This window comes from Microbacterium sp. CBA3102 (genome assembly GCF_007954505.1).
In the GTDB taxonomy this organism is placed as follows: Bacteria; Actinomycetota; Actinomycetes; order Actinomycetales; family Microbacteriaceae; genus Microbacterium; species Microbacterium aurugineum.
Map to the genome: position 1 here is coordinate 1,356,947 of NZ_CP042412.1, position 20,731 is coordinate 1,377,677.

Sequence of the window (20,731 nt, forward strand, 5' to 3'; positions counted from 1 at the left end):
GCTCGATGTGTTCAATCTAGAGAACGTTCGTTCTCGTGTCAAGTAGACTTCTGGACATGACCGAAGACGAGGCCCGTGAACGCATCCTCACCGCCGCGGAGGAGCTCTACTACCGCAAGGGATACGCGGCGGTGGGCATGGATGAACTGCGTGCCGCGGCCGGAGTGTCGCTGCGCCGCCTCTATGCGCTCTTCCCCGCGAAGACCGACATCGTCGCCGCTGTCCTCGCCCGCAAGCACGCCCAGTGGGAGTCCGGGCTCTCGGGAGCCGTGACGGATGCCGGCGACGACCCGCGCGCGCGTCTCCTCGCGGTCTACGAATACCTCGAGAACTGGTTCTGCGCCGACGACTTCCGCGGCTGCGCGTTCATCAACGCGTTCGGCGAGCTCGGGGGCACGAACGCCGAGGTCGCAGAGATCGTGCGCACGCACAAGGCATCGTTCCAGGAGTACATGGCGGGCCTGGTCGCCGACACGGGTGCACCTGCGGCGCTCGCTGCACAGCTGTCGATCCTCGCCGAGGGTGCGCAGAGCACGGCGGCGATCTCGAAGGATCCGTCGGTGGCGGTGCAGGCGCGCGGCGCCGCGGAGGTCCTGATCGATGCGGCATTCACCCGGGCCTGAGTGAGTGTTTCCCTAACCTGGTTAGCGAAATACCGCCTCGGTGTCAACCCCGATGCGTGTCGGCTCACCGCGCCGTAGCGTCGTGACCATGGACTCACGTACGAAGGGCATCGGCCGGCAGACCCTGGTCATCGCGTCGGCGACGTTCATGCTGATCGCCGCCACCATCGGAGCGGGGGCGTTCGGCGGGGCATCCGTCGACGACCTGCAGGACGGAGCCCTCTCGGCACAGGGCTCCTACCTCGCTCCGGCAGGACCGGCGTTCTCGATCTGGTCGCTCATCTACCTCGGACTCATCGCCTACACGGTGTGGCAGGCGCTCCCGGCGCAGCGGCAGGATCCCCGTCAGCGGGCGGTCGGTGGATGGATCGCGGTGTCGATGGTGCTGAACGGGCTGTGGCTGGTGACCGCGAGGTACCTGACGCTGTGGCTCACGGTCGTCGTGATCGCGCTGCTGCTCGTCGTGCTCGCCCGCGTGATCGTGGTGCTCGGCCGCTTCCCGGCGCGGACCGTCGCGGATCGCATCCTCACCGACGGCGCGAACGGACTGCACTTCGGCTGGGTCACGATCGCCACCGTCGCGAACACCGCTGCCTGGCTCACCCAACTCGCTCCGGAGAGCTGGGCCGAGGCCGCGGACGCCTGGGCCATCGCCGTGCTCGTGGTCGTCTTGGCGATCGGTGCCGCGGCGGCGTGGGCCACCGGCCGGATCGCTCCCGCCCTCGCGACGGCGTGGGGACTGGCCTGGCTCGCGGTCGGACGACTGACCGGGGAGCCGGAGAGCACCCCGACCGCCATCGCCGCGATCATCGTGGCCGTGCTGCTCGTCGTCACCGGTGTCGTCGCGGTGCTGCGTCGGACGCGCGCTGTGCACAACTCCTCAGAATCGTCGCGCTGAGCGCAGCGTGGGCTGATTTCCGGGTCGGTTCCGGCAGTTCTTGCTGAGTTGTGAACGACGCGCACAACTCAGGAAGGCCGCGCCGCATCGCCCCCCACGACGCCGACACCGTCCCCGGTCGCAGGTTATTCCTGAGTTACGAACGGCGAGCCGGCGCACCTCGGCGCGGGCGACGGCTCAGAGCACGAGTCGGTAGCCCATTCCCGCCTCGGTGAGCAGATGCACCGGGGCGCCCGGCTCCCGTTCGAGCTTCTTGCGCAGTTGTGACATGTACAGCCGCAGATAACCGGAGTCGGAGACCTGCTCGCTGCCCCAGATCTCCTTCAACAGGTCCTGCCGGGTGACCAGGGCTCCCGGATGCCGTGACAGGTGCTCCAGCATCCGCCACTCGGTCGGGGTCAGGTGCACGCGTGTTCCGGCGCGGGTGACGGTCTTCGTGGCCAGGTCGACGACGACCTCACCGAAGGCCACGACGGATTCGCCGTTCGCGGGAGCCGATCGGCGGGACAGTGCGCGCAACCGGGCGAGGAGTTCATCGACCTGGAACGGCTTCGTGACGAAGTCGTCGGCGCCGGCGTCCAGCGCGTCGACCTTGTCGGCTGAACCGGTGCGTCCGGACACCACGATGATCGGCACGTTCGTCCACCCGCGCAGCGCCTGGATCACCTCGATACCGTCGAGTCGGGGCATGCCGAGGTCGAGCATGATCAGGTCCGGGTGCGACTGCGCGGCGGCGGCGATTGCGGCGGCACCGTCGGCGGCCACGACGACTTCGTATCCGTGGGCGGCCAGTGTGATCCGCAGCGCCCGCACCATCTGCGGGTCGTCGTCGGCGATGAGGAGCTTCACTCCGTCCCCTCCGTGTCGGGAAGCCCTGCGCCGAGCGGCAGGGAGATGACCATGGTGAGGCCTCCCCCAGGGGTGTCCTCCGGTGTCAGGGTACCGCCCATGCCCTCGGTGAACCCGCGGGACAGGGCGAGTCCGAGTCCGAGTCCCGTCGTGTTGTCGGTGTCACCGAATCGCTGGAACGGCTGGAAGATGCGGTCGCGCCGCTCGGGAGCGATGCCCGCCCCGCGGTCGATCACGCGGATCTCGGCGCGGTCGCCGATCGTGCTGGTGGAGATGATCACGCGGCTGCCGTCCGGGGAGTGACGGTGCGCGTTCGCGAGCACGTTCACCAGTACGCGCTGCAGCAGCACGGGATCGGCGAACACCGGCGGCAGGTCCGGGTCGAGGGCGAGCTCGACGTCTGCCGGCCCCAGCCCGAGCTCGTCGACGGCGGCGAGCACGGTGCCGGCGGCATCCATCCGGGACGAGGAGACCGCGAGCACGCCGGCCTGCACGCGACTCACATCGAGCAGGTCGGTGACCAGGGCCGACAGCGTCGCGAGGCTCTCGTCGGCGGTGGCGAGCAGTTCTTCGCGATCGGTCGCCGACAGCCCGTGCGCACCGCGCAGGCCGCCGATCGCCGCGACCGCCGAGGCCAGCGGTCGCCGCAGGTCATGGCTCACGGCCGACAGCAGAGCGCTGCGCACCTGGTCGGTCTCGGCCAGGGCTTCGGCTTCGCTGGCGGTGGCGCGCAGGTCGGTGTGCTCGATCGCGGCGGAGAGTTGCGCGATGATCGCATCAAGCAGGCGTCGTTCCGGTCCGGCCAGAGGTTCGCCGTTCAACTCCAGCAGCGCCCGGGGGCCACCGCCTGGTCCGACGCCGATCGGCAGGGTCGTGGCGCGGCCGTCGGCCACTGGTTCGCCGTCGCTCGCCAGCACCTCGCCATCGGGGGAGAGCACCCGCACCCCGCTGAGTCCGAACGCCTCGCGGGTGCGGCTGACCAGCGCCAGCACCGCGTTGTCGCCCCGGAGCACATTGCCGGCGACCGCGGCGAGCAGCTCGGCCTCGGCGGCGGCGCGCTGAGCCGTGCGGGCTCGTCGTGCGGCCTGGTCGACGATGATGCTGACCAGGATCGCGATGAGGACGTAGAGGGACAGCGCGAGCGCGTGCAGCGGGTGCGCGATCGTGATCGTGAACAGTGGCGCGACGAAGAGGAAGTCGAGCGTGATCCCGGAGAGCACCGCGGCGAACACGGCGGGACGGATGCCGCCGATCAGGGCGACCACGACGACGAGGAGCTGATAGGCGAGCACCTCGGCGGTGATCGATTCGGGGCTGCGGACCGTGAACATGATCCACGACAGGATCGGTCCGAAGACGAGCGCGATCGCGAAGCCCAGGAGCTGTCGGCGCCAGCCGAGCGCTCCGCCGGTGATACGCGGCAGAGCCTGGCGACCACCGGCAGCCGCGTGCGTCACGATGTGCACGTCGATGTCGCCGGAGCGGCGGATGACCTCCGATCCGATGCCGGGGCCGGTGAGCGCGGCGGTGAGTCGACTGCGTCGGCTGACCCCGATCACCAGCTGTGTGGCGTCGGCGGCCTGCGCGAACTCGACCAGTGTGGACGGGATGTCGTCGCCGACCACCTGGTGATAGCTGCCGCCGAGCGACTCCACGAGAAGGCGCTGGGAGGCGAGCGCTCCGGGCGTCTCGTTGCGCAGACCGTCCTGTGCCGAGACATGTACGGCGAGCAGCTCGCCGCCGGCCGAGCGTGCTGCGATCCGTGCCCCGCGCCGGAGCAGGGTCTCGCCCTCCGGGCCGCCGGTGAGGGCGACCACGACACGCTCCCTGGCCTGCCAGTTGCCCTCGATCCCCTGTTCGGCGCGGTAGGTGCGCAGCGCGCTGTCGACCTCGTCGGCGAGCCAGAGCAACGCCAGCTCGCGCAGCGCGGTCAGGTTGCCCAACCGGAAGTAGTTCGACAGGGCGGCGTCGATCCGCTCGGCCGGATAGACCAGCCCGGCGGAGAGCCGATCGCGCAGCGATTGCGGGGCGAGGTCGACGACCTCGATCTCATCCGCGGCCCGGACGACGGCATCCGGGATCGTCTCCCGCTGCGCGATGCCGGTGATCTTCTCGACCACGGCGTTGAGCGACTCGATGTGCTGCACATTGACGGTGGTGACCACGTCGATGCCGGCGTCCAGCAGATCGTCGACGTCCTGCCAGCGCTTCGGGTGCCGCGAGCCCGGGATGTTCGTGTGGGCGAGTTCGTCGACCAGGGCGATCTCCGGGGCGCGCGCGAGCACGGCCTCGAGGTCGAGTTCGGTCAGGGCGACGCCTCGGTGCTCATCGACCCGGCGCGGTACTTCCGGCAGCCCGACGGTCTGCGCCTGGGTGGCGGCGCGATCGTGGGTTTCGACGATCGCGATGACGACGTCGTGACCCTCCTCGCGGAGGCGGCGGCCTTCGGCGAGCATCTCGAACGTCTTGCCGACGCCCGGGGCAGCGCCCAGGAGCACGCGGAGGCGTCCGCGTCGCGACTGCTCCGGAGCCGGACGCTGCGTCCGCTCTGCGCTCACTCGCCCTCCCGGTCGTCCGACGCGGGATTCAGGTCGGCGACGTCGATGTGCTCCTCGCCGAGGAATCCCCGATCCCGTCCTTGAATCCTAGACTCCACGAGGCAGCGCACCGGGCGCTCCCCTTCGCGCTGAAGTGCCCCTATGCTCACCAGGTGGGCACCAAAGAGTGGCGGATCGGCGCAGGGACGTGGGTCGTCGGCGGGCTCGTCGTCCTCGCCCTCGTCCTCGTGCTGACCGAATACCTCCCGCAGTCGGACGCCGACGCTCTCGGGCAGCGGATCGCACCGGTGCTGGGGTTCGTCGTCGCGATCACCGTCGTCGCCGAGCTCGCCCGCGACGCGGCGGTCTTCGATGTCGTCTCGCAACGGCTCGCCCGCTGGGGGCGCGGACGGGTGCTCATCCTCTGGGCGCTCGTCGTGGTGCTCGCGGTGGTGAGCACGGTGTTCCTGTCCCTCGACACGACCGCCGTGATCGTCACGCCGGTCGTCATCGTGCTCGCGCAGAGCGTCGGCGTCTCCCCGCTCCCGTTCGCCCTGGCGACCGTGTGGCTGGCGAACACGGCTTCCCTCGCCCTACCGGTATCGAACCTGACCAACCTGCTCGCCGCACCCGCGATCGGCGACGGTCCCGCGGCGTTCATCGCCCTGAGCTGGGCACCGACTCTGGTCGGCATCCTGATGCCCGTCGTGATCCTGACCGTGGTGCACCGGCGCACCGTGTTCGCGGCGTACGAGACGCCGCCGCCCCGGCGCCCCGCCGACCCGATGCTGTTCTGGAGCGCTGCCGGGATCCTCGTCGTGCTGATGCCGCTGCTGGTCGTCACGCACGACGTGTGGATCCCCGCCACGGCCGCGGCGCTCGCGCTCATCGTGGTGTTCGCGGTGCGGCGGCGCCGGGCGCTGCGGCTCGCGCTCGTGCCGTGGCAGGCGATCGCGCTCGCTGCAGCGCTGTTCGTGCTGGTCGAGGCCGCGCACGCGCAGGGCCTCCTCGACTTCCTGACGGCGCAGACCGCGAACGGCGACTCCCCCGGCGATCTGTTCCGGTTGGCCGCGCTCGGGGCCGTGAGCGCAAACGCGATCAACAACCTCCCCGCATATCTCGTGCTCGAGCCCGTCGCCGCGGATCCGGTCGCGCTGATGGCCCTTCTGATCGGCGTCAACCTCGGCCCGCTGATCACGCCGTGGGCCTCGCTCGCGACGCTGCTGTGGCATCACCGCATCACGGCGCTCGGAGTCACGATCCGCTGGCGCGGGTACATGCTGTGGGGCGTGGTCGCCGCCGTGCCGACCGTGCTGGTGGCCGTTCTCGTCCTGTTCCTCGTCTCGGGCTAGACGCCCCGCTCCGGCGGCCACTCTTCGGCGAGCAGTCCGTAGTTCATGCCGTCGAACCATTCGCCCGAGCGGTGCAGCGCCGTCTTCCGGCTGAACTCCTCGCGGCGCATCCCCAGGCGTTCCATGACGCGCCAGGAGGGCTCGTTGTCGGCGAAGCACCCGGCGTGCACGCGGCGGAGCCCCAGTGCGCCGAAGCACACGTCGATCACCGCGCGGATCGCCTCGGTCGCATAGCCGTGGCCGGTGTACGCGGGGTCGAGCACCCAGCCGAGTTCAGCCTCGACGCCCTTCGCCTCGGCCTCGACTTCGGCCTGGGCCCACCCATCGCCGAGTTGCACCATGATGTCGCCGATCGGCGTCGGGGCGGCGCCTTCGTGCGCGGGCAGCAGCTCCACGAGGTACAGCGACGCCAGGCGCTCCGGAGCGAGATACCGTTCACGGAATGCATCCCGCGTGTCGGGCGCGGCCCCGAGCCACCGGTTCACCTCGGGGAGTCGACGCCACTCCCACATCACATCGACGTCGGCGGGCGTGCAGGGGCGCACCTGAAGTCGGTCTGTCCGTGCAGGCCACGGCTCGGGGGTTCGCGTGTCGGTCATCGCTCCACCCTAGGGTCGACCGGCGACACGCTCAGGACGCCTCCCCGCCGACCCGGCGCATCTCCGTCGCGAGCGCGCTGTTGGTTGCGGCGAAGTGCGCGGTGATGTTCTCGCGCACCTCGGGCGACTTGTTCTGGCTGAGCTTGGCGCGGGCATCGAAGCGGGTGACCCGCATCCTCAGGCCGACGGTCCCTCTGGCGGCTCGGCGGGTGCCCTCCTCGTCCTCCGACAGATGCCGACCGTGCTGCTGGTGGTTCTCGAAGTGGTCGGTCAGGCGGCTGAGCATGGCGTAGTTCTCCTCTTCGTCGAGGATCTCGGGAACGCCGTAGAGGTGCGCCGTGACATGGTTCCACGTGGGCACGAGGTCGCCCGGTGTGTACAGGCTCGGCGACACGTAGTCGTGCGGACCCTGGATGATCACGAGCACTTCGTGTTGGCCGAGTTCGTGGAGGCGCTCGTCCGGCCGTCCGAAATGGCTGGCGAACACGATGTCATCCTCGTTCTCCACCAGCAGCACGGGATAGTGCGAGGCCACGAGACCGCCGCCGGCGGGGGAGACGAACGTCGCCCACGGGTTGCCGCGGATCAAGCGCTTGACCTCGTCGGGATCGGTCATCAGGTACCGGGGTGTGTGACGCATCAGGAGTCCTTTCCTTGGGGCGCGCTCGGTCGGTGGGTAATCAGTCGCGTACGCACGGCGAGGGCGGCGCAGGCGATCACCGCGAGCCCGCCGATGGCGGTGGCCCAGCCGATCTGCTCGTGCAGCAGGAGCGCCGCCCAGGCGATGCCCATCACGGGTTGGACGAGCTGGATCTGGCTCACCTGTGCCATCGGACCGATCGCGAGCCCGCGGTACCAGGCGAAGAAGCCGAGGAACATGCTCACCGCGGCGAGGTAGGCGAAGGCGAGCCAGTGCACCGGTGTCGCGGCCGGAGGCTGCTGAAGGGCCGACACCACCGTCAGCGCCGCCATCAGCGGAGCGGCGACGATCAGCGCCCACGACACGGTCTGCCAGGAGCCGAGTTCACGGGCGAGCAGGCCGCCCTCCGCATAGCCGATCGCGGCGGCGATGACAGCCCCGAACAGCAGGAGGTCGGCAGCGCTGAGGGAGTCGAGCCCGTCGTTCTGCAATGCGGCGAACACGATCGCGGCGACGGCGCCGAGGCTCGCGAAGATCCAGAAGGATCGGGTGGGTCGTTCGCGGGTGCGGAGCACGACAGCGACAGCGGTCGCCGCGGGGAGCACGCCGATCACGACCGCACCGTGGCTGGCGGGGGTCGTGGTCATCGCGAACGAGGTCAGGACGGGGAACCCGGCAACAACCCCACCGGCGACGATCGCGAGGCGGCCCCACTGCGTCGTCGTGGGACGTCGCTGGCGCGTCACGGCCAGGGCGATTCCGGCGAGGAGGGCGGCGACGACCGCGCGCCCGGCGCCGACGAACAGCGGTGAGAGCCCGTCGATCGCGATGCGCGTGAGCGGAAGGGTGAAGGAGAAGGCGAGGACGCCGAGAAGACCCCACCGGACACCGGCAGGAATTGATAGCACTGTCTCTCGCGGAGCGATAACGCTACTGTCTACTTTCATGAATCAGGATAGCAGTGACCGCATCGTCGCCGGGGTGCGCGCGTGGATCTCCTCCGCATCTCCGGGCGCACGGGTGCCGTCGAACCGTGCGCTCATGGCCGAGTACGGGGCCGGCCCGGTGACCGTGCAGAAGGCGATGCAGCAACTCGCGCGGCTCGGTCTGGTCGAGTCTCGCCCGGGCGCGGGGACGTTCGTCCGCGCCGCGCCCACCGTTCGCACGGTCGACTACAGCTGGCAGACTGCCGCCCTCGGCGCCACGCCGGCCGGACTCGCGGGCCTCTCGTCGACGCAACGCACGGTCGCGCCCGATGCGATCGGACTGCACTCGGGATACCCCGCGGTCGACCTGCTGCCGCAGCGGCTCGTGCGACAGGCGCTGATCCGTGCCGCCCGATCGGACGCGGCGCTGACCCGTTCACCCGCAGCGGGCCTCCCCGAGCTGCAGGCGTGGTTCGCCGGTGAACTCGCGTCCGCCGCACCGGTGGGGATCACACCCGCCTCGGCGCGGGACGCCCTGATCATCTCGGGCAGCCAGAGCGGGTTGAGCTCGATCTTCCGTGCCGTCGTGGGGGTCGGGCAACCGCTGCTGATCGAGTCGCCGACGTACTGGGGCGCGATGCTCGCCGCCGCGCAGGCCGGCGTGGTCCTGGTGCCGATCCCGTCCGGTCCGCATGGGCCGGATCCGGACGACGTCGAGCGGGCGTTCGCGCAGACCGGCGCGCGGGCGTTCTACGCGCAGCCGACGTTCGCGAACCCGACCGGAGCGCAGTGGCCTGTCGCGACGGGAGAAGCCGTGCTCGATACGGTCCGCCGTCACCGGGCGTTCCTGATCGAGGACGACTGGGCGCACGACCTGGGGATCGACGCCGCTCCGAGGCCGATCGCCGCGTCGGATGAGGACGGTCACGTGGTCTATCTGCGCTCGCTCACGAAGAGCGCCTCACCGGCCCTGCGCGTCGCGGCCGCGATCGTCCGAGGGCCTGCGCGTGATCGCATCCTCGCGGACCGCGCCGCCGAGTCGATGTACGTGAGCGGTGTGCTCCAGACCGCGGCCCTCGATGTGGTGAGCCAGCCCGCCTGGCGCACGCACCTGCGCGGATTCCGCGAGCACCTGCGCGCGCGGCGCGATCTGCTCGTCTCGAGTCTCGCCGCGCACGCGCCTTCCGCGCAGGTCGAGGGCGTTCCGGCCGGTGGGCTCAACCTGTGGGTGCGACTGCCCGAGGGGACGGATGTCGGGCAGGTCGTCCGCGAGTGCGAGGTGCGCGGAGTCATCATCGCGCCGGGATCCGAGTGGTTCCCGGCCGAGCCCTCGGGGTCCTACGTGCGCCTCAACTACGCGAACGCCGACCCGGCGCGCTTCGCCGAGGCCGCCGGCGTCCTGGGTGCCGTGCTCGAGGGGATCTGACTCGAAGGCCCCGTCGCCGCCCCCGACTACTCCTGCGGCGGGCCGGCGGGCCGGTGTGCGCGCCGACCGCTGACGACCACGGGGCGCCCCGCGCGCTCCTGACCCGGCAGCGGGCGGGAGCGGCGGCCGTAGATGAGCTCCGACGAGTCGAGCAGCCAGGGCACGAGCGTGATCGACACGCCGTGCACGAGCATCAGCTGGTTGGCGAGGCGGCGGGCCCGACGGTTGTGCAGGAACGACTCCCACCAGTGTCCGACGATGTACTGCGGCAGGTACACGGTCACCACCGAGGAGCCGTGCTTCTCCCGGTACTGCTTGATGAACTGGGTCACCGGCTGCGCGAACGACCGGTACGGCGACTCGACGATCACGAGCGGGATCGGCACGAGATGGTCGGCCCACTCCTGCTGGAGCTGGGCCGCGTCGTCGGACGCCACGGCCACGTGCACCGCCAGGGTCTTGCCGTGCTTGGCCGCGATCGCGTAGTCGATGGCCTTCACGACGGGCTTCTGCAGCCGGTTGACGAGGACGATCGCGAGGTCGCCGGTCGCCCCGAACTTGGTCGTGTCGTCGATCGCGATCTCGTGCTCGACGTCGCGGTAGTACCGCTTCACGCCCAGCATCAGGAAGGCCAGGACCGGGATCGCGAAGAACACCAGGTAGGCGCCGTGCGTGAACTTGGTGATCGTCACGATGACCAGCACGAGCACGGTCATCGCGGCGCCGGTCGAGTTGATGATGAGTCCGACCTTGGCCGAGCGGCGATCCGATGCCGAGGCCCCGTCGATCCCGGAGGTGGCACTGTTCTCCACCGGCCCGCGGAGCACGCGTCGCCAGTGCCGGACCATGCCGATCTGTCCGAGCGAGAACGACACGAACACCCCGATGATGTAGAGCTGGATGAGGGTCGTCAGCCGCGCCTGGAACACCACGAGAACGGCGATCGCGGCGATGCCGAGCAGGATCATGCCGTTCGAGAACACCAGGCGGTCACCGCGCGTGTTGAGCGACTTGGGGGCGTATCCGTCGCGGGCCAGCACCGCGCCCAGCAGGGGGAAGCCGTTGAACGCGGTGTTCGCGGCGAGCAGCAGCACGCACGCGGTCGCCGCCTGCACGATGAAGAACGCGATGCTGCCGCCGCCGAACGTCGCCGCAGCGATCTGCGCCATCAGGCTCGGCTGGGGGGTCGAGCAGTCGAAGCCGATCAGGTCGCAGGGGTTCTCGGCATAGTGCACCCCGGCGATCAGGGCGAGAGCGGTCAGGCCGGCGAACAGGCAGATGGCGATCGACCCCATCAGCACGAGGGTCGACTGGGCGTTGCGCACCTTGGGAGCCCGGAACGCCGGGACACCGTTCGACACCGCCTCGACGCCGGTGAGGGCGGAGCATCCGCTGGAGAACGCACGGAGGATCAGCAGGATCACCGCGGCCTGACCGAGGTTCTCGGCCTGCACGGAGAAGTCGTGGCTCGAGGCCACCGGCGCATCGCCCAGGAACGTCCGGATCAGCCCGGTCACGATCATGATGCCGACCGAGCCGATGAACACGTACGTGGGGATGGCGAACACGAGCGACGCCTCACGCACGCCGCGCAGGTTCACGATGATGATGAGGATGACGAAGCCGACCGCGAGCTCGACGCGGAGCGGGTCGAGGCCTGGCGCGGCGGAGATGATGTTGTCGACACCGGAGGCAACCGACACGGCCACGGTCAGCACGTAGTCGACCAGGAGGGCCGCGGCGACGATCACACCGGGGATCTCGCCGAGGTTCTTCGACGCGACCTCGTAGTCGCCGCCGCCAGAGGGGTAGGCCTTGATCAACTGTCGGTAGCTCAGGACGACGACGACCAGCAGCACCACGACCGCGATCGCGACCAGCGGCGTGAAGGAGAGGAACGTCAGTCCACCGATCAGCAGGATCATCACGAGTTCCTGCGGTGCGTAGGCCACCGAGCTCAACGCGTCGGACGCGAAGATCGGCAGTGCCATCCGCTTCGGGAGCAGTTGATCATCGACCTGCTGGCTCGTCAGCGGTTCGCCGATGAGGATGCGCTTGGCGAGCGGCGGAGTGTCCGCGCCCTCCCTGTTTTCGTCTGACACGTCGGGCGACACTACGCCTGCCGATGTCATCCTCCTGCGATCCTCACGGAATCCCTACGGCCGGACGCGCTGTCCTCACGGAATCCTTACGGGCCGCCCCGACGGCCCGCACGCGCCCTCGATTGATCGAGGATCCACAGCCGTTTCCGATCACGAACGCGTAACGTCGGAAGCATGACGACCGTTCACGTCACCGAGGACACGATCAACCAGGCTCGCGAGCTGCGTGACGAGCTGCAGCGTTTCCTGCGCGAGTACGAGTTCGGGATGCGTGAGGTCGAGACGAAGATCTCGATCCTCCGTGACGAGTTCACGCACGACCATGCGTACAACCCGATCGAGCACGTGAAGAGCCGTCTCAAGTCGCCCGACAGCATCGTCGAGAAGCTCGCCCGCAAGGGGATCGACGAGCCGGACTTCGATCGGATCCGCGCGGAGATCACCGACATCGCGGGTGTGCGGGTCACCTGCAGCTTCGTCGCCGACGTGTACCGCCTGTTCGACCTGCTCACCGCGCAGGACGACATCACCGTGCGCACGGTCAAGGACTACATCGCGCAGCCGAAGGCCAACGGCTACAAGAGCCTGCACGCGATCATCGAGGTGCCGGTGTTCCTGTCGACCGGCGCGTTGTCGGTTCCGGTCGAAGTGCAGTTCCGCACGATAGCGATGGACTTCTGGGCGAGCCTCGAGCACAAGATCTACTACAAGTTCTCGAACCAGGTGCCCTCGCACCTCGTTGACAGCCTGTCCGATGCCGCCGATGCCGCCGCCGAGCTCGACAGCCGGATGGAGCGTCTGCACCGAGAGGCGCACGGGGTGCCGCAGCGCCGGCTCGCTCCGCCGCCCCCGCCCGTCGTCCCCGTCTGACCTCCGCCCACGGTCTGACCCCCGCCCGGTTTGACCTCCGTCCGGTGTGACTCTCCGCCCGCGGACGTTCACAACTCCGGAAGATCGGAGTGTCAGGTGAACGGCTCGCCCGTCGTGCCGCGCCTGACGTGTTTCTCTCCTGCCGTTTTTGCGGAGTTATGAACGGGTCCGCGCGACCTCTTCCGCAGATCGTCAGATCCGATCGCGCCTCCGCTCCGAACAACGGGGGATGACGCCGGCGACCGGTGGAACAGGAGACGATCATGGTGCAACGCCGCAGCGGCAAGAGGTTCTTCGTCTGGGCCGCCCTCGCGGGCCTGATCGGGGGTGGCGTCTTCCTCGCCACGGCGGAGGTGTTCGCGCTTCTGTTCGCGCGCACCGCCAGCCCGATCCTCGCGGTCGGCGGCTTCGTGATCGACATCGTGCCCCAGCCCTTCAAGGAGTTCGCGATCGCCACCTTCGGCGAGTACGACAAGATCGCCCTGCTGGCGGGGCTCGGTCTGGCCGTCCTCATCGCCTCGGCGATCGCCGGGATCCTGCAGTTCGTGCGTCCGCCGCTCGGCGTGATCGCGCTCGTGGTCGCGGGCGTGCTCTCGACCGCAGCCATCGTCACCCGCGCGGGCGTCGCGCCCCTCGCGTTCCTGCCCCCGGTCCTCGGCACCGTGGTGGGATCGATCATCCTCGTGCTCCTGTGCCGCCGCCTCCGCGGGTGGAGAGACTCCTTCGCAGGCGCCAGCGAGGACGACCGTGCCGCGGTGACCACGGATGATCCCCCGACCGATCTCGCCGAAGGAGAGTCCGCCCGGCCCGGGATCGACCGTCGTCGGTTCTTCCTCCTCGCTGCCGTCGCCGGTGCGTCCGCGCTCGTCGTGGGAATCACCGCCCGCACGGTGAGCATGGCCGTGTCCTCGGTCGAAGCCGTCCGCAGTGCGCTCAAGCTCCCCTCTCCGAAGACCACGGTCACGGTGCCGCAGGGCGCCGAGCTCGACATCCCCGGACTCAGCAAGCTGTTCACCCCGAACAAGGACTTCTACCGGGTGGACACCGCCCTCACGGTTCCCTCGATCGACCCGGACACCTGGCGCCTGGTGATCGACGGCATGGTCGACCAGCGGGTGGAGATGAGCTTCCAGGACATCCTCGACATGGGTCTCGACGAGTATGCGATCACGCTCACGTGCGTGTCGAACGAGGTCGGCGGCGAACTCGTCGGCAACGCGAAGTGGCTGGGCGTGCCGTTGCGCGACGTGCTCAAGAAGGCGGGCGTCAAGTCCGGTGCCGACATGGTGCTCTCGCGCAGCGTCGACGGCTACACGGCGAGCACGCCGCTGTCGGCACTCACCGATGATGACCTCGACGCAATCCTGGCGGTCGGGATGAACGGCGAGCCGCTGCCGCTCGAACACGGTTTCCCCGTGCGGATGGTCGTGCCGGGACTCTACGGCTACGTGTCGGCGACCAAGTGGCTCACCGAACTCAAGGTCACGACGTTCGCCGAGGACGAGGCGTACTGGACACCGCGCGGTTACAGCGCCGAGGCGCCGATCAAGTTCTCCTCCCGCGTCGACACCCCCAAGATCGGCGAGGCGGTGGATGCGGGGAAGATCCCGATCGCAGGCGTCGCCTGGGCGCAGTCGGTCGGCATCGAGCGCGTGGAGGTGAGCATCGATGACGGCGACTGGGTTGCGGCCACGCTGTCGACGCCGATCAACGATGACACCTGGGTGCAGTGGTTCATGGAATGGGATGCCACCCCGGGGACGCACTACGTCGCCGTGCGCGCCGTGAACAAGAACGGTGACCTGCAGATCCAGGAGCGCGCACCCATCGCGCCGAACGGATCGTCGGGCTGGCAGCGTTCGCTCGTCCGCGTCACCTGATACCGGTGCACGGTCATCGGCGCGGGCCTAGGGTGGGAGCCATGGGCCCGTACCCCGCACTCGTCATCACCGTCTCGGATCGATCGGCCTCCGGAGAACGCGAGGATCGGGGCGGCCCGATCGCGGTGGGGCTGCTTCGTGACGCCGGGTGGCACTGCCCGGATGCCGAGGTCATCGCCGACGGAGCGGATTCCGTGGCGGATGCCCTGCGCCGGGCGGTCGCGCGCGGCATCCGGTTGGTCGTGACCACCGGTGGGACGGGCGTCGGGCCCCGCGACCTGACTCCGGAGGGGACGCGCCGGGTGATCACCCGCGAGATCCCCGGGATCGCGGAGGAGCTGCGCCGCAGCGGACTCGCCGACACCCCGTTGTCGGTCCTGTCGCGCGGGCTCGCGGGCATCGTGGACCCCGACGGCATGCTCGTCGTGAACCTCCCCGGTTCGCCCCGAGCCGTCGCCTCCGGCGTGCCCGTGGTGCTCGGCGTCGCCGCGCACATCCTGGATCAAGTCGAAGGCGGAGACCACTCATGAACGACGTACGCATCGCAGCCGTGTCGGAAGAACTCCTCGATCTCGACGTCCATCTCACCGCGGTCGAAGATCCGCGCCTGGGAGCGGTGACGACGTTCGTCGGCCGGGTGCGCGACAACGACCCGGATGCGCAGACGCCCGTCGTCGGACTGGAGTACAGCGCGCACCCCGATGCGGAAGCCACGTTGCGGCGGATCGCGGAGGAGGCCGGTGCCGGTGCCGATGCTCCTGCTGTGGTGGCTGTGAGTCATCGCGTCGGACGCCTCGATGTGGGCGATGCCGCGGTGGTGATCGCGGTGGCTTCCGAGCACCGAGCCGAGGCGTTCGAGGTGTGCCGTGCGGTCATCGAGGCGATCAAGAGCGACCTCCCTGTGTGGAAGCGTCAGCTCGAGGTCGACGGCACCACGTCGTGGAAGGGCATCGGCGGCTGAGTCCCGCGCGTCACCTGCCGTTCTCGACGCGTCACCTGCCGTTCTCGACGTGTCACCGCCGTTCTCGACGCGTCACCTGCATGAGGTTCGGCCGTATGCAGGAGGAAACACCGGCAGACGGTCATGCGGGTGGCCGGCGGTCCTGCAGGTGGCGCGTGGTCAGCCGCCCGCGAAGGGCGGGAGGACGTCGATGAGCTCGGCGTCGTCGAGGGCGAGGTCGCCGTCGGTGCGGACGCCGTCGACGAGCACCGCGCAGCGCGGCAGGATATCGGCCAGTGCCGGGTGCTCGGCGACGACGGCGGTGCGCAGCTCCAGGAGGGAGTGCTCGGCGCGCTCCTCCGCGTCGGTGCCTGCGGCCTCGGCCGCCGCGGCGAAGTAGCGCACGCGTGTCATCGGTCGGCTCCGGGGGCGGGCTCGCCGGGACGCACCCAGTCGCCGGAGCGGCCGCCGGACTTCGCCACGATGCGCACGTCCTCGATCGTGACCGCGCGGTCGACGCCCTTGATCATGTCGACGATCGCCAGGGCGGTGACCGAGACGGCAGTGAGCGCCTCCATCTCGACCCCGGTGCGGTCGGCGGTGCCCACGGTCGCCTCGATGCGCACGCCGTCGTCGACGACGTCCAGCTCGATGCTCGCCCGGTGCACCCCGATCACGTGCGCGAGCGGCAGCAGGGAGGGCGTGGACTTGGCCGCCTGGATGCCGGCGATGCGCGCCACCGCGAGCACGTCGCCCTTCGGCACGGTGCCGTCGCGGAGCGCGGTGATCACGTCGGCGCTGCAGCGCACGAAACCGCGGGCGGTCGCGGTGCGCACGGTCGGCTGCTTCGCGGTCACATCGACCATGTGTGCACGGCCGCCGGCGTCAAGGTGGGGGAAGCTCATCCGACCAGCATGACATCGATCACATCGCCCACGGCCACGGACTCGACCTCCGCCGGGACGATAGCGAACGCGTGGGCACGCGCGAGTCCGCCCGCGAGATGTGACCCCGACCCGCCGGCGGTCGCCGGACGCACGGTGCGCGCCGCGAGGTCGACGACGGCCGGAAGGTACTGGCGGCGGCCGGGCGGGGGTGTCCAGGACGCATCGGCGGTGAAGGGCGAACGCGGGCGGTGGATGAGCGTGCGGCCCTGCATCGCGAGCAGGGCGGGGCGCACGAACACCTCGAACGACACCGCCACGCTGACGGGGTTCCCCGGGAGTCCGAACACCACGCATCCGTCATCGAGCACCCCGAAGGCCTGCGGTTTGCCCGGCTGCATGGCCACCGCGCTGAACTCGACCTGTCCGCCGCCGTCGAACGCCCCGCGCACCGGCTCGTAGGCTCCCGCGCTCACCCCGCCGGTGAAGACGATCACGTCGGCGCCGAGGGCTGTGGCTTCAGCGGTCACGGTCCTGACGGCGTCGGCCGCATCCGGAACGCGTGCGACCAGCACCACCTCGGCGTCGGCCTCGGCGACCAGTTGCGCGAGCAGGGGGCCGTTCGAGTCGGGGATGCGGCCGCGGGCGGGGGTCTCGCCCGGCGCGAGCAGCTCGCTCCCGGTCGACACCACGGCCACGCGCGGAGCCCGCGTCACCCACACCTCGGCGACACCGGCAGCGACCGCGGCCGCGAGTTGGAAGGGCCCCAAACGTTCCCCGGCGGGAACGACCTCGTCGCCGGCGTGCAGGTCGGCCCCGCGTCGGCGCACGAACACGCCGGGCTTCGCCGGGGCGCGCAGCACCGTCACCCCATCGAGGGAGTCGGCGAGCCCGCCGGCCGTGTCCTCGAAGGGCACGATCACGTCGGCGTCGGTGGGGGTGGGGGATCCGGTCATGATGCGGGCGGCTTCGCCGGACCCGAGCGGAGGATCGAGGGCCACTCCGGCGGGAAGGTCGGCGACCACGCGCAGGGTGACCGGATTCTCCTCGGAGGCCTCCGCGACGTCGGCACCGCGCACGGCGAACCCATCCATCGCGGAGTTGTCGAAGAGGGGGATGTCGTGGGCGGCGACCGCGGGCGCGGCGAGCGTGCGTCCTGCGGCATCCGTCACCGGGAGAGCCTCGTTGCCGACCAGGCGGATGGCGCCGAGCACACGGTCGAGCTGCTCCTCGACCGTGCGGCGGCCGGTCATGCGTGCACCGCCGTCGAGGTCGTGGACGCCGGGCGGATCGCGATCTCGTGTTGGCGGGAGGTGAGCGCATCGATCATGGCGAGTCGTCCGAGCAGCGGTTCGCCGGCCCCGGTCACGAGCTTGATCACCTCACCCGCCAGCATCCCGCCGACCTGCACGCACAGCGCTCCGAGCACGCCGACCTGGGCGCAGCTGGGCGGTTCCCCCTCGGTGCCGGGCGGGAAGAGGTCGGCGAGCACGACCGGCTCGCCCACCGGGGGGGCCGACCAGAACACGGTCGCCTGCGCATGCCACTCCTGCACTGCGCCCCAGACCAGGGGAAGTCCGAGCTCCTCGGCCGCCGCGGCCACATCACGACGGGTCGCGAAGGAATCGCTCGTGTCGACCACCACGTCGGCTCCCGCGAGCAGGCGGGCGGCGTTGGCCGTGTCGAGGCGTTCCGGCACCGGGGTCACGACGGTCTGCGGGGCGAGAGCCGTGATGGCTCGGGCGGCGGAGGCGGTCTTGGGCGTGCCGATGTCCTCCACGCGGTGCGCGAGCTGGCGCTGCAGGTTGGTCAGCTCCACGACGTCGTCGTCGATCACCGTGAGGCTGCCGATCCCTGCGGCGGCCAGGGCGAGCAGGGCAGGGGAGCCGAGCCCGCCGGCGCCGACGACCGTCACGCGAGCGGCGTGGAGGCGGCGCTGACCTTCTTCACCGATGCCGGCGAGCACCGCGTGCCGGGCCGTGCGGATGAGCTCTTCCGGGGCGAGCGCGGCGGCCGGGGCGACGAGGGGCTGCATGGATTCAGCGTATGCCCCTCCTCCCGGAAGAAGCCGATGACCGCGAAAGCGGATGGAGCCTCCGGGAAACTCCGCATCTGCGGTAGATTCTTCGCATGCAGACCTACCGGATCGCCCGTGCCGCGCAGTTGCTCGGCGTGAGCGATGACACCGTCCGTCGCTGGATCGATCAGGGACTGCTTCCGGTGACGGAGGCGACACCGACCGAGATCCCCGGTGATGCCCTCGCAGCGCGCGCGGTCGAGCTCGCGGAGGAGGCGAGGAACGCCGGAGATGTGCTCTCCAGTGCGCGCAACCGCTTCGTCGGCATCGTCACGCGCGTGCAGGTCGAAGGCCTCATGGCCCAGGTCGACATCCAGTCCGGACCGCATCGTGTGGTGTCGCTGATGTCGTCCGAGGCGGCGCGGGATCTGCGGCTCGAGGTCGGCTCCCTCGCCACCGCTTCCGTCAAGGCGACCCAGGTCGTCGTCGAGATCCCGAACGGCTGACATGAACCGCCTGCTGCGCCGCTCCACGCTCGCTCTCCTCGCCGCTGCCTGCCTCGTGCTCACGGGCTGTGCGGGCACAGCTGAGGACACGTCCTCACCGTCGGGGGCCACGGATGGCGTGCGCGGAGAGCTCACGGTCTACGCCGCGGCATCCCTCGCCGGAGCCTTCGATGCGATCGGGGAGGCCTTCATGGCCGAGAACCCGGACGTGCGGTTCCGTCCGGTGTACGACGGTTCTTCGACGCTCGTCACCCAGATCCTCGAAGGTGCTCCCGCCGACGTGTTCGCTTCGGCCGACGAGGCGAACATGGACAAGGCGGCGGACGTCGTGGCTGAGCCCGCGCTGTTCGCATCCAACACCCTGGTGATCGTGGTTCCGTCCGGAAACCCGGGTGACGTCGAGGCGCTGGCGGATCTCGCCGACGTCACCACCGTGCTGTGTGCGCCGGAGGTGCCGTGCGGTGCGGCTTCCGCGACGCTGCTGTCCGCGGCCGAGGTCACGGTCGACCCGGCGAGCCTCGAGCAGAACGTGTCGGCCGTGCTCACGAAGGTCGCCGCGTCTGAAGCCGACGCCGGACTCGTGTACGCCACCGATGTGATCGGCCGCGACGACGTCGAGGTGATCGTGCCGGACGGCGCCGACGAGGTCGTCAACCACTACCCGATCGCCGTGCTCTCCGATGCTCCGAACGCCACGGCGGCGGAGGCATTCGTGGCGTTCGTGCGGGCGGATGCGGGGCGCAGCATCCTGGCCGACTTCGGCTTCGGAGCACCATGAGCGGGGGAGGTGATCGAGGGTACGCGCCCCGTGCACTCGCCGTACCGGCCCTGGTCGGCCTGGCGTTCCTGATCCTGCCGCTGACCGCGCTCGTCGCGCGCGTGCAGTGGTCGACGTTCCTCGCGGACGTGACCTCGGAGGCCGCGCTCTCTGCGCTCACGCTCTCGCTCGGCACCGGCCTGGTGGCCACGGTGCTGTGCATCCTGATCGGCGTACCGCTCGCGCTGTGGATCGCCCGCTCCGGGCCGCGGCTGGCTGCCGTACTCCGCGCGGTCGTCACGGTTCCGCTGGTGCTGCCGCCGATGGTGGGCGGTGTCGCGCTGCTGTACCTGTTCGGACGTGCGGGCTGGCTCGGTGGGCTCGGCCTGTCCTTCAGCACGCCGGCCGTCATCCTGGCGCAGACGTTCGTCGCGCTGCCGTTCCTCGTGCTGGCCGTGGAGGGTGCGGTACGCACTTCGGGCGTGGACTACGAGCGCACGGCGGCGGCGCTCGGCGCCGGACGATGGACGATCCTGCGACGGATCACCCTGCCGTTGGCCGCGCCGGGCATCGTCGCGGGTGTCGTCCTGTGCTTCGCGCGGGCCATCGGCGAGTTCGGTGCGACGGCCCTGTTCGCAGGGAACCGGCCCGGCGTCACCCAGACCATGCCGCTCGCGATCTACACCGCGTTCAACGGGGCCGGAGTGTCGCAGGGCACGGCGGTCGCCCTCGCGCTGCTGCTGCTCGCCACGGCGATCGTCGTGCTGCTGCTCGTCCGCGGCTGGCGGCCGGGGGCGACGCGATGACCTCCTCGACGGGCCGGGCTGTCGGCGGCGGAGGCCTGCGTGCGCACGTCGTGGTCGACCGTGAGCACTTCGCCGTCGACGTTTCGGTGCAGGTCTCGGTAGGGGAGACCGTCGCCATC

21 protein-coding genes are annotated in these 20,731 nt (G+C 70.2%); 11 read left to right on the forward strand and 10 right to left on the reverse strand.

The window, feature by feature from the left end:
• Positions 1-56: 56 nt before the first annotated feature.
• Both FGL91_RS06500 and FGL91_RS06505 read left to right on the forward strand, forming a co-directional pair.
• Positions 57-623: a TetR/AcrR family transcriptional regulator gene (locus FGL91_RS06500; protein ID WP_153243412.1), complete on the forward strand. Its 567-nt coding sequence runs from the start codon at positions 57-59 to the stop codon at positions 621-623.
• A gap of 88 nt (positions 624-711) precedes the next feature.
• On the forward strand, positions 712-1,521 hold the full coding sequence (locus FGL91_RS06505; RefSeq protein WP_153243413.1) for a tryptophan-rich sensory protein: 810 nt from the start codon (positions 712-714) through the stop codon (positions 1,519-1,521).
• 177 nt (positions 1,522-1,698) lie between these two features.
• Here the strand turns inward: FGL91_RS06505 and FGL91_RS06510 are convergent, their stop codons facing one another.
• Together FGL91_RS06510 and FGL91_RS06515 are read right to left on the reverse strand one after the other, a co-directional pair.
• A complete protein-coding gene (locus FGL91_RS06510) occupies positions 1,699-2,370 on the reverse strand; it encodes a response regulator (RefSeq protein ID WP_131492021.1) in 672 nt (223 codons plus the stop codon).
• Positions 2,367-4,826 (reverse strand): ATP-binding protein, encoded by a 2,460-nt coding sequence (locus tag FGL91_RS06515; RefSeq protein WP_416202664.1) that lies wholly within the window; start codon positions 4,824-4,826, stop codon positions 2,367-2,369. Before FGL91_RS06515 ends, FGL91_RS06510 begins: the two co-directional genes overlap by 4 nt.
• A gap of 254 nt (positions 4,827-5,080) precedes the next feature.
• On the opposite strand from FGL91_RS06515, the gene FGL91_RS06520 reads away from it, so the two are divergent.
• A complete protein-coding gene (locus FGL91_RS06520; protein ID WP_194239330.1) occupies positions 5,081-6,259 on the forward strand; it encodes an SLC13 family permease in 1,179 nt (392 codons plus the stop codon).
• Here FGL91_RS06520 and FGL91_RS06525 read toward each other — a convergent pair.
• From FGL91_RS06525 to FGL91_RS06535, 3 genes are read right to left on the reverse strand one after another with little or no spacing between them, the layout of a single operon-like run.
• Positions 6,256-6,858, reverse strand: coding sequence for a GNAT family N-acetyltransferase (locus FGL91_RS06525; RefSeq protein ID WP_153243415.1), 603 nt, complete (start codon positions 6,856-6,858; stop codon positions 6,256-6,258). The genes FGL91_RS06520 and FGL91_RS06525 overlap by 4 nt on opposite strands.
• 31 nt (positions 6,859-6,889) lie before the next feature.
• Complete coding sequence (locus tag FGL91_RS06530) at positions 6,890-7,498, reverse strand: FMN-binding negative transcriptional regulator (RefSeq protein ID WP_131492024.1); 609 nt, start codon at positions 7,496-7,498, stop codon at positions 6,890-6,892.
• A complete protein-coding gene (locus FGL91_RS06535) occupies positions 7,498-8,445 on the reverse strand; it encodes a DMT family transporter (RefSeq protein WP_153243416.1) in 948 nt (315 codons plus the stop codon). The genes FGL91_RS06530 and FGL91_RS06535 overlap by 1 nt, the downstream gene beginning before the upstream one ends.
• On the opposite strand from FGL91_RS06535, the gene FGL91_RS06540 reads away from it, so the two are divergent.
• Positions 8,444-9,850, forward strand: a complete 1,407-nt coding sequence (locus FGL91_RS06540; RefSeq protein ID WP_131492026.1) for a PLP-dependent aminotransferase family protein — start codon at positions 8,444-8,446, stop codon at positions 9,848-9,850. The two genes, FGL91_RS06535 and FGL91_RS06540, sit on opposite strands and share 2 nt — an antisense overlap.
• A 26-nt stretch (positions 9,851-9,876) precedes the next feature.
• Here the strand turns inward: FGL91_RS06540 and FGL91_RS06545 are convergent, their stop codons facing one another.
• Positions 9,877-11,964: an APC family permease gene (locus FGL91_RS06545; protein WP_153244686.1), complete on the reverse strand. Its 2,088-nt coding sequence runs from the start codon at positions 11,962-11,964 to the stop codon at positions 9,877-9,879.
• 162 nt (positions 11,965-12,126) lie between these two features.
• Here FGL91_RS06545 and FGL91_RS06550 point away from each other — a divergent pair, with 162 nt between their 5' ends.
• The 4 genes from FGL91_RS06550 (at position 12,127) to FGL91_RS06565 (ending at position 15,663) form a co-directional block, all read left to right on the forward strand.
• Positions 12,127-12,822, forward strand: a complete 696-nt coding sequence (locus FGL91_RS06550) for a GTP pyrophosphokinase (RefSeq protein ID WP_047522937.1) — start codon at positions 12,127-12,129, stop codon at positions 12,820-12,822.
• 263 nt (positions 12,823-13,085) lie between these two features.
• Positions 13,086-14,702, forward strand: a complete 1,617-nt coding sequence (locus FGL91_RS06555) for a molybdopterin-dependent oxidoreductase (RefSeq protein ID WP_153243417.1) — start codon at positions 13,086-13,088, stop codon at positions 14,700-14,702.
• 41 nt (positions 14,703-14,743) lie between these two features.
• On the forward strand, positions 14,744-15,232 hold the full coding sequence (locus tag FGL91_RS06560; protein WP_131492029.1) for a MogA/MoaB family molybdenum cofactor biosynthesis protein: 489 nt from the start codon (positions 14,744-14,746) through the stop codon (positions 15,230-15,232).
• A complete protein-coding gene (locus FGL91_RS06565; RefSeq protein ID WP_131492030.1) occupies positions 15,229-15,663 on the forward strand; it encodes a molybdenum cofactor biosynthesis protein MoaE in 435 nt (144 codons plus the stop codon). Before FGL91_RS06560 ends, FGL91_RS06565 begins: the two co-directional genes overlap by 4 nt.
• 159 nt (positions 15,664-15,822) lie before the next feature.
• On the opposite strand, the gene FGL91_RS06570 is transcribed toward FGL91_RS06565, so the two are convergent.
• From FGL91_RS06570 to FGL91_RS06585, 4 genes are read right to left on the reverse strand one after another with little or no spacing between them, the layout of a single operon-like run.
• Positions 15,823-16,056, reverse strand: coding sequence for a MoaD/ThiS family protein (locus FGL91_RS06570; RefSeq protein WP_153243418.1), 234 nt, complete (start codon positions 16,054-16,056; stop codon positions 15,823-15,825).
• Complete coding sequence (moaC, locus tag FGL91_RS06575) at positions 16,053-16,547, reverse strand: cyclic pyranopterin monophosphate synthase MoaC (RefSeq protein WP_131492032.1); 495 nt, start codon at positions 16,545-16,547, stop codon at positions 16,053-16,055. Before moaC ends, FGL91_RS06570 begins: the two co-directional genes overlap by 4 nt.
• Entirely contained in the window at positions 16,544-17,779 is a 1,236-nt protein-coding gene (gene glp, locus FGL91_RS06580; RefSeq protein WP_153243419.1) for a gephyrin-like molybdotransferase Glp, read from the reverse strand. The genes moaC and glp overlap by 4 nt, the downstream gene beginning before the upstream one ends.
• Positions 17,776-18,561, reverse strand: a complete 786-nt coding sequence (locus tag FGL91_RS06585) for a HesA/MoeB/ThiF family protein (protein WP_131492034.1) — start codon at positions 18,559-18,561, stop codon at positions 17,776-17,778. Before FGL91_RS06585 ends, glp begins: the two co-directional genes overlap by 4 nt.
• 95 nt (positions 18,562-18,656) lie before the next feature.
• Here FGL91_RS06585 and FGL91_RS06590 point away from each other — a divergent pair, with 95 nt between their 5' ends.
• The 3 genes from FGL91_RS06590 to modB are packed head-to-tail and all read left to right on the forward strand — an operon-like array spanning position 18,657 to position 20,612.
• A complete protein-coding gene (locus tag FGL91_RS06590) occupies positions 18,657-19,049 on the forward strand; it encodes a TOBE domain-containing protein (protein ID WP_131492035.1) in 393 nt (130 codons plus the stop codon).
• A 1-nt stretch (position 19,050) separates the two neighbouring features.
• Positions 19,051-19,827: a molybdate ABC transporter substrate-binding protein gene (gene modA / locus FGL91_RS06595; RefSeq protein WP_131492036.1), complete on the forward strand. Its 777-nt coding sequence runs from the start codon at positions 19,051-19,053 to the stop codon at positions 19,825-19,827.
• Positions 19,824-20,612, forward strand: coding sequence for a molybdate ABC transporter permease subunit (gene modB, locus FGL91_RS06600; protein ID WP_047522926.1), 789 nt, complete (start codon positions 19,824-19,826; stop codon positions 20,610-20,612). Before modA ends, modB begins: the two co-directional genes overlap by 4 nt.
• Positions 20,613-20,731 lie beyond the last annotated feature (119 nt).

What these genes read in the sequence shown, in the direction of transcription:
- FGL91_RS06530 (WP_131492024.1), bottom strand. Translation starts at nt 7,498, where the DNA reads ATGCGTCACACACCCCGGTACCTGATGACCGATCCCGACGAGGTCAAG.
- glp (WP_153243419.1), bottom strand. Translation starts at nt 17,779, where the DNA reads ATGACCGGCCGCCGCACGGTCGAGGAGCAGCTCGACCGTGTGCTCGGC.
- FGL91_RS06570 (WP_153243418.1), bottom strand. Translation starts at nt 16,056, where the DNA reads ATGACACGCGTGCGCTACTTCGCCGCGGCGGCCGAGGCCGCAGGCACC.
- moaC (WP_131492032.1), bottom strand. Translation starts at nt 16,547, where the DNA reads ATGAGCTTCCCCCACCTTGACGCCGGCGGCCGTGCACACATGGTCGAT.
- FGL91_RS06500 (WP_153243412.1), top strand. Translation starts at nt 57, where the DNA reads ATGACCGAAGACGAGGCCCGTGAACGCATCCTCACCGCCGCGGAGGAG.
- FGL91_RS06535 (WP_153243416.1), bottom strand. Translation starts at nt 8,445, where the DNA reads ATGAAAGTAGACAGTAGCGTTATCGCTCCGCGAGAGACAGTGCTATCA.
- FGL91_RS06550 (WP_047522937.1), top strand. Translation starts at nt 12,127, where the DNA reads ATGACGACCGTTCACGTCACCGAGGACACGATCAACCAGGCTCGCGAG.
- modB (WP_047522926.1), top strand. Translation starts at nt 19,824, where the DNA reads ATGAGCGGGGGAGGTGATCGAGGGTACGCGCCCCGTGCACTCGCCGTA.
- FGL91_RS06565 (WP_131492030.1), top strand. Translation starts at nt 15,229, where the DNA reads ATGAACGACGTACGCATCGCAGCCGTGTCGGAAGAACTCCTCGATCTC.
- FGL91_RS06540 (WP_131492026.1), top strand. Translation starts at nt 8,444, where the DNA reads ATGAATCAGGATAGCAGTGACCGCATCGTCGCCGGGGTGCGCGCGTGG.
- FGL91_RS06560 (WP_131492029.1), top strand. Translation starts at nt 14,744, where the DNA reads ATGGGCCCGTACCCCGCACTCGTCATCACCGTCTCGGATCGATCGGCC.
- FGL91_RS06585 (WP_131492034.1), bottom strand. Translation starts at nt 18,561, where the DNA reads ATGCAGCCCCTCGTCGCCCCGGCCGCCGCGCTCGCCCCGGAAGAGCTC.
- FGL91_RS06555 (WP_153243417.1), top strand. Translation starts at nt 13,086, where the DNA reads ATGGTGCAACGCCGCAGCGGCAAGAGGTTCTTCGTCTGGGCCGCCCTC.
- FGL91_RS06590 (WP_131492035.1), top strand. Translation starts at nt 18,657, where the DNA reads ATGCAGACCTACCGGATCGCCCGTGCCGCGCAGTTGCTCGGCGTGAGC.
- FGL91_RS06515 (WP_416202664.1), bottom strand. Translation starts at nt 4,826, where the DNA reads ATGCTCGCCGAAGGCCGCCGCCTCCGCGAGGAGGGTCACGACGTCGTC.
- FGL91_RS06525 (WP_153243415.1), bottom strand. Translation starts at nt 6,858, where the DNA reads ATGACCGACACGCGAACCCCCGAGCCGTGGCCTGCACGGACAGACCGA.
- FGL91_RS06505 (WP_153243413.1), top strand. Translation starts at nt 712, where the DNA reads ATGGACTCACGTACGAAGGGCATCGGCCGGCAGACCCTGGTCATCGCG.
- modA (WP_131492036.1), top strand. Translation starts at nt 19,051, where the DNA reads ATGAACCGCCTGCTGCGCCGCTCCACGCTCGCTCTCCTCGCCGCTGCC.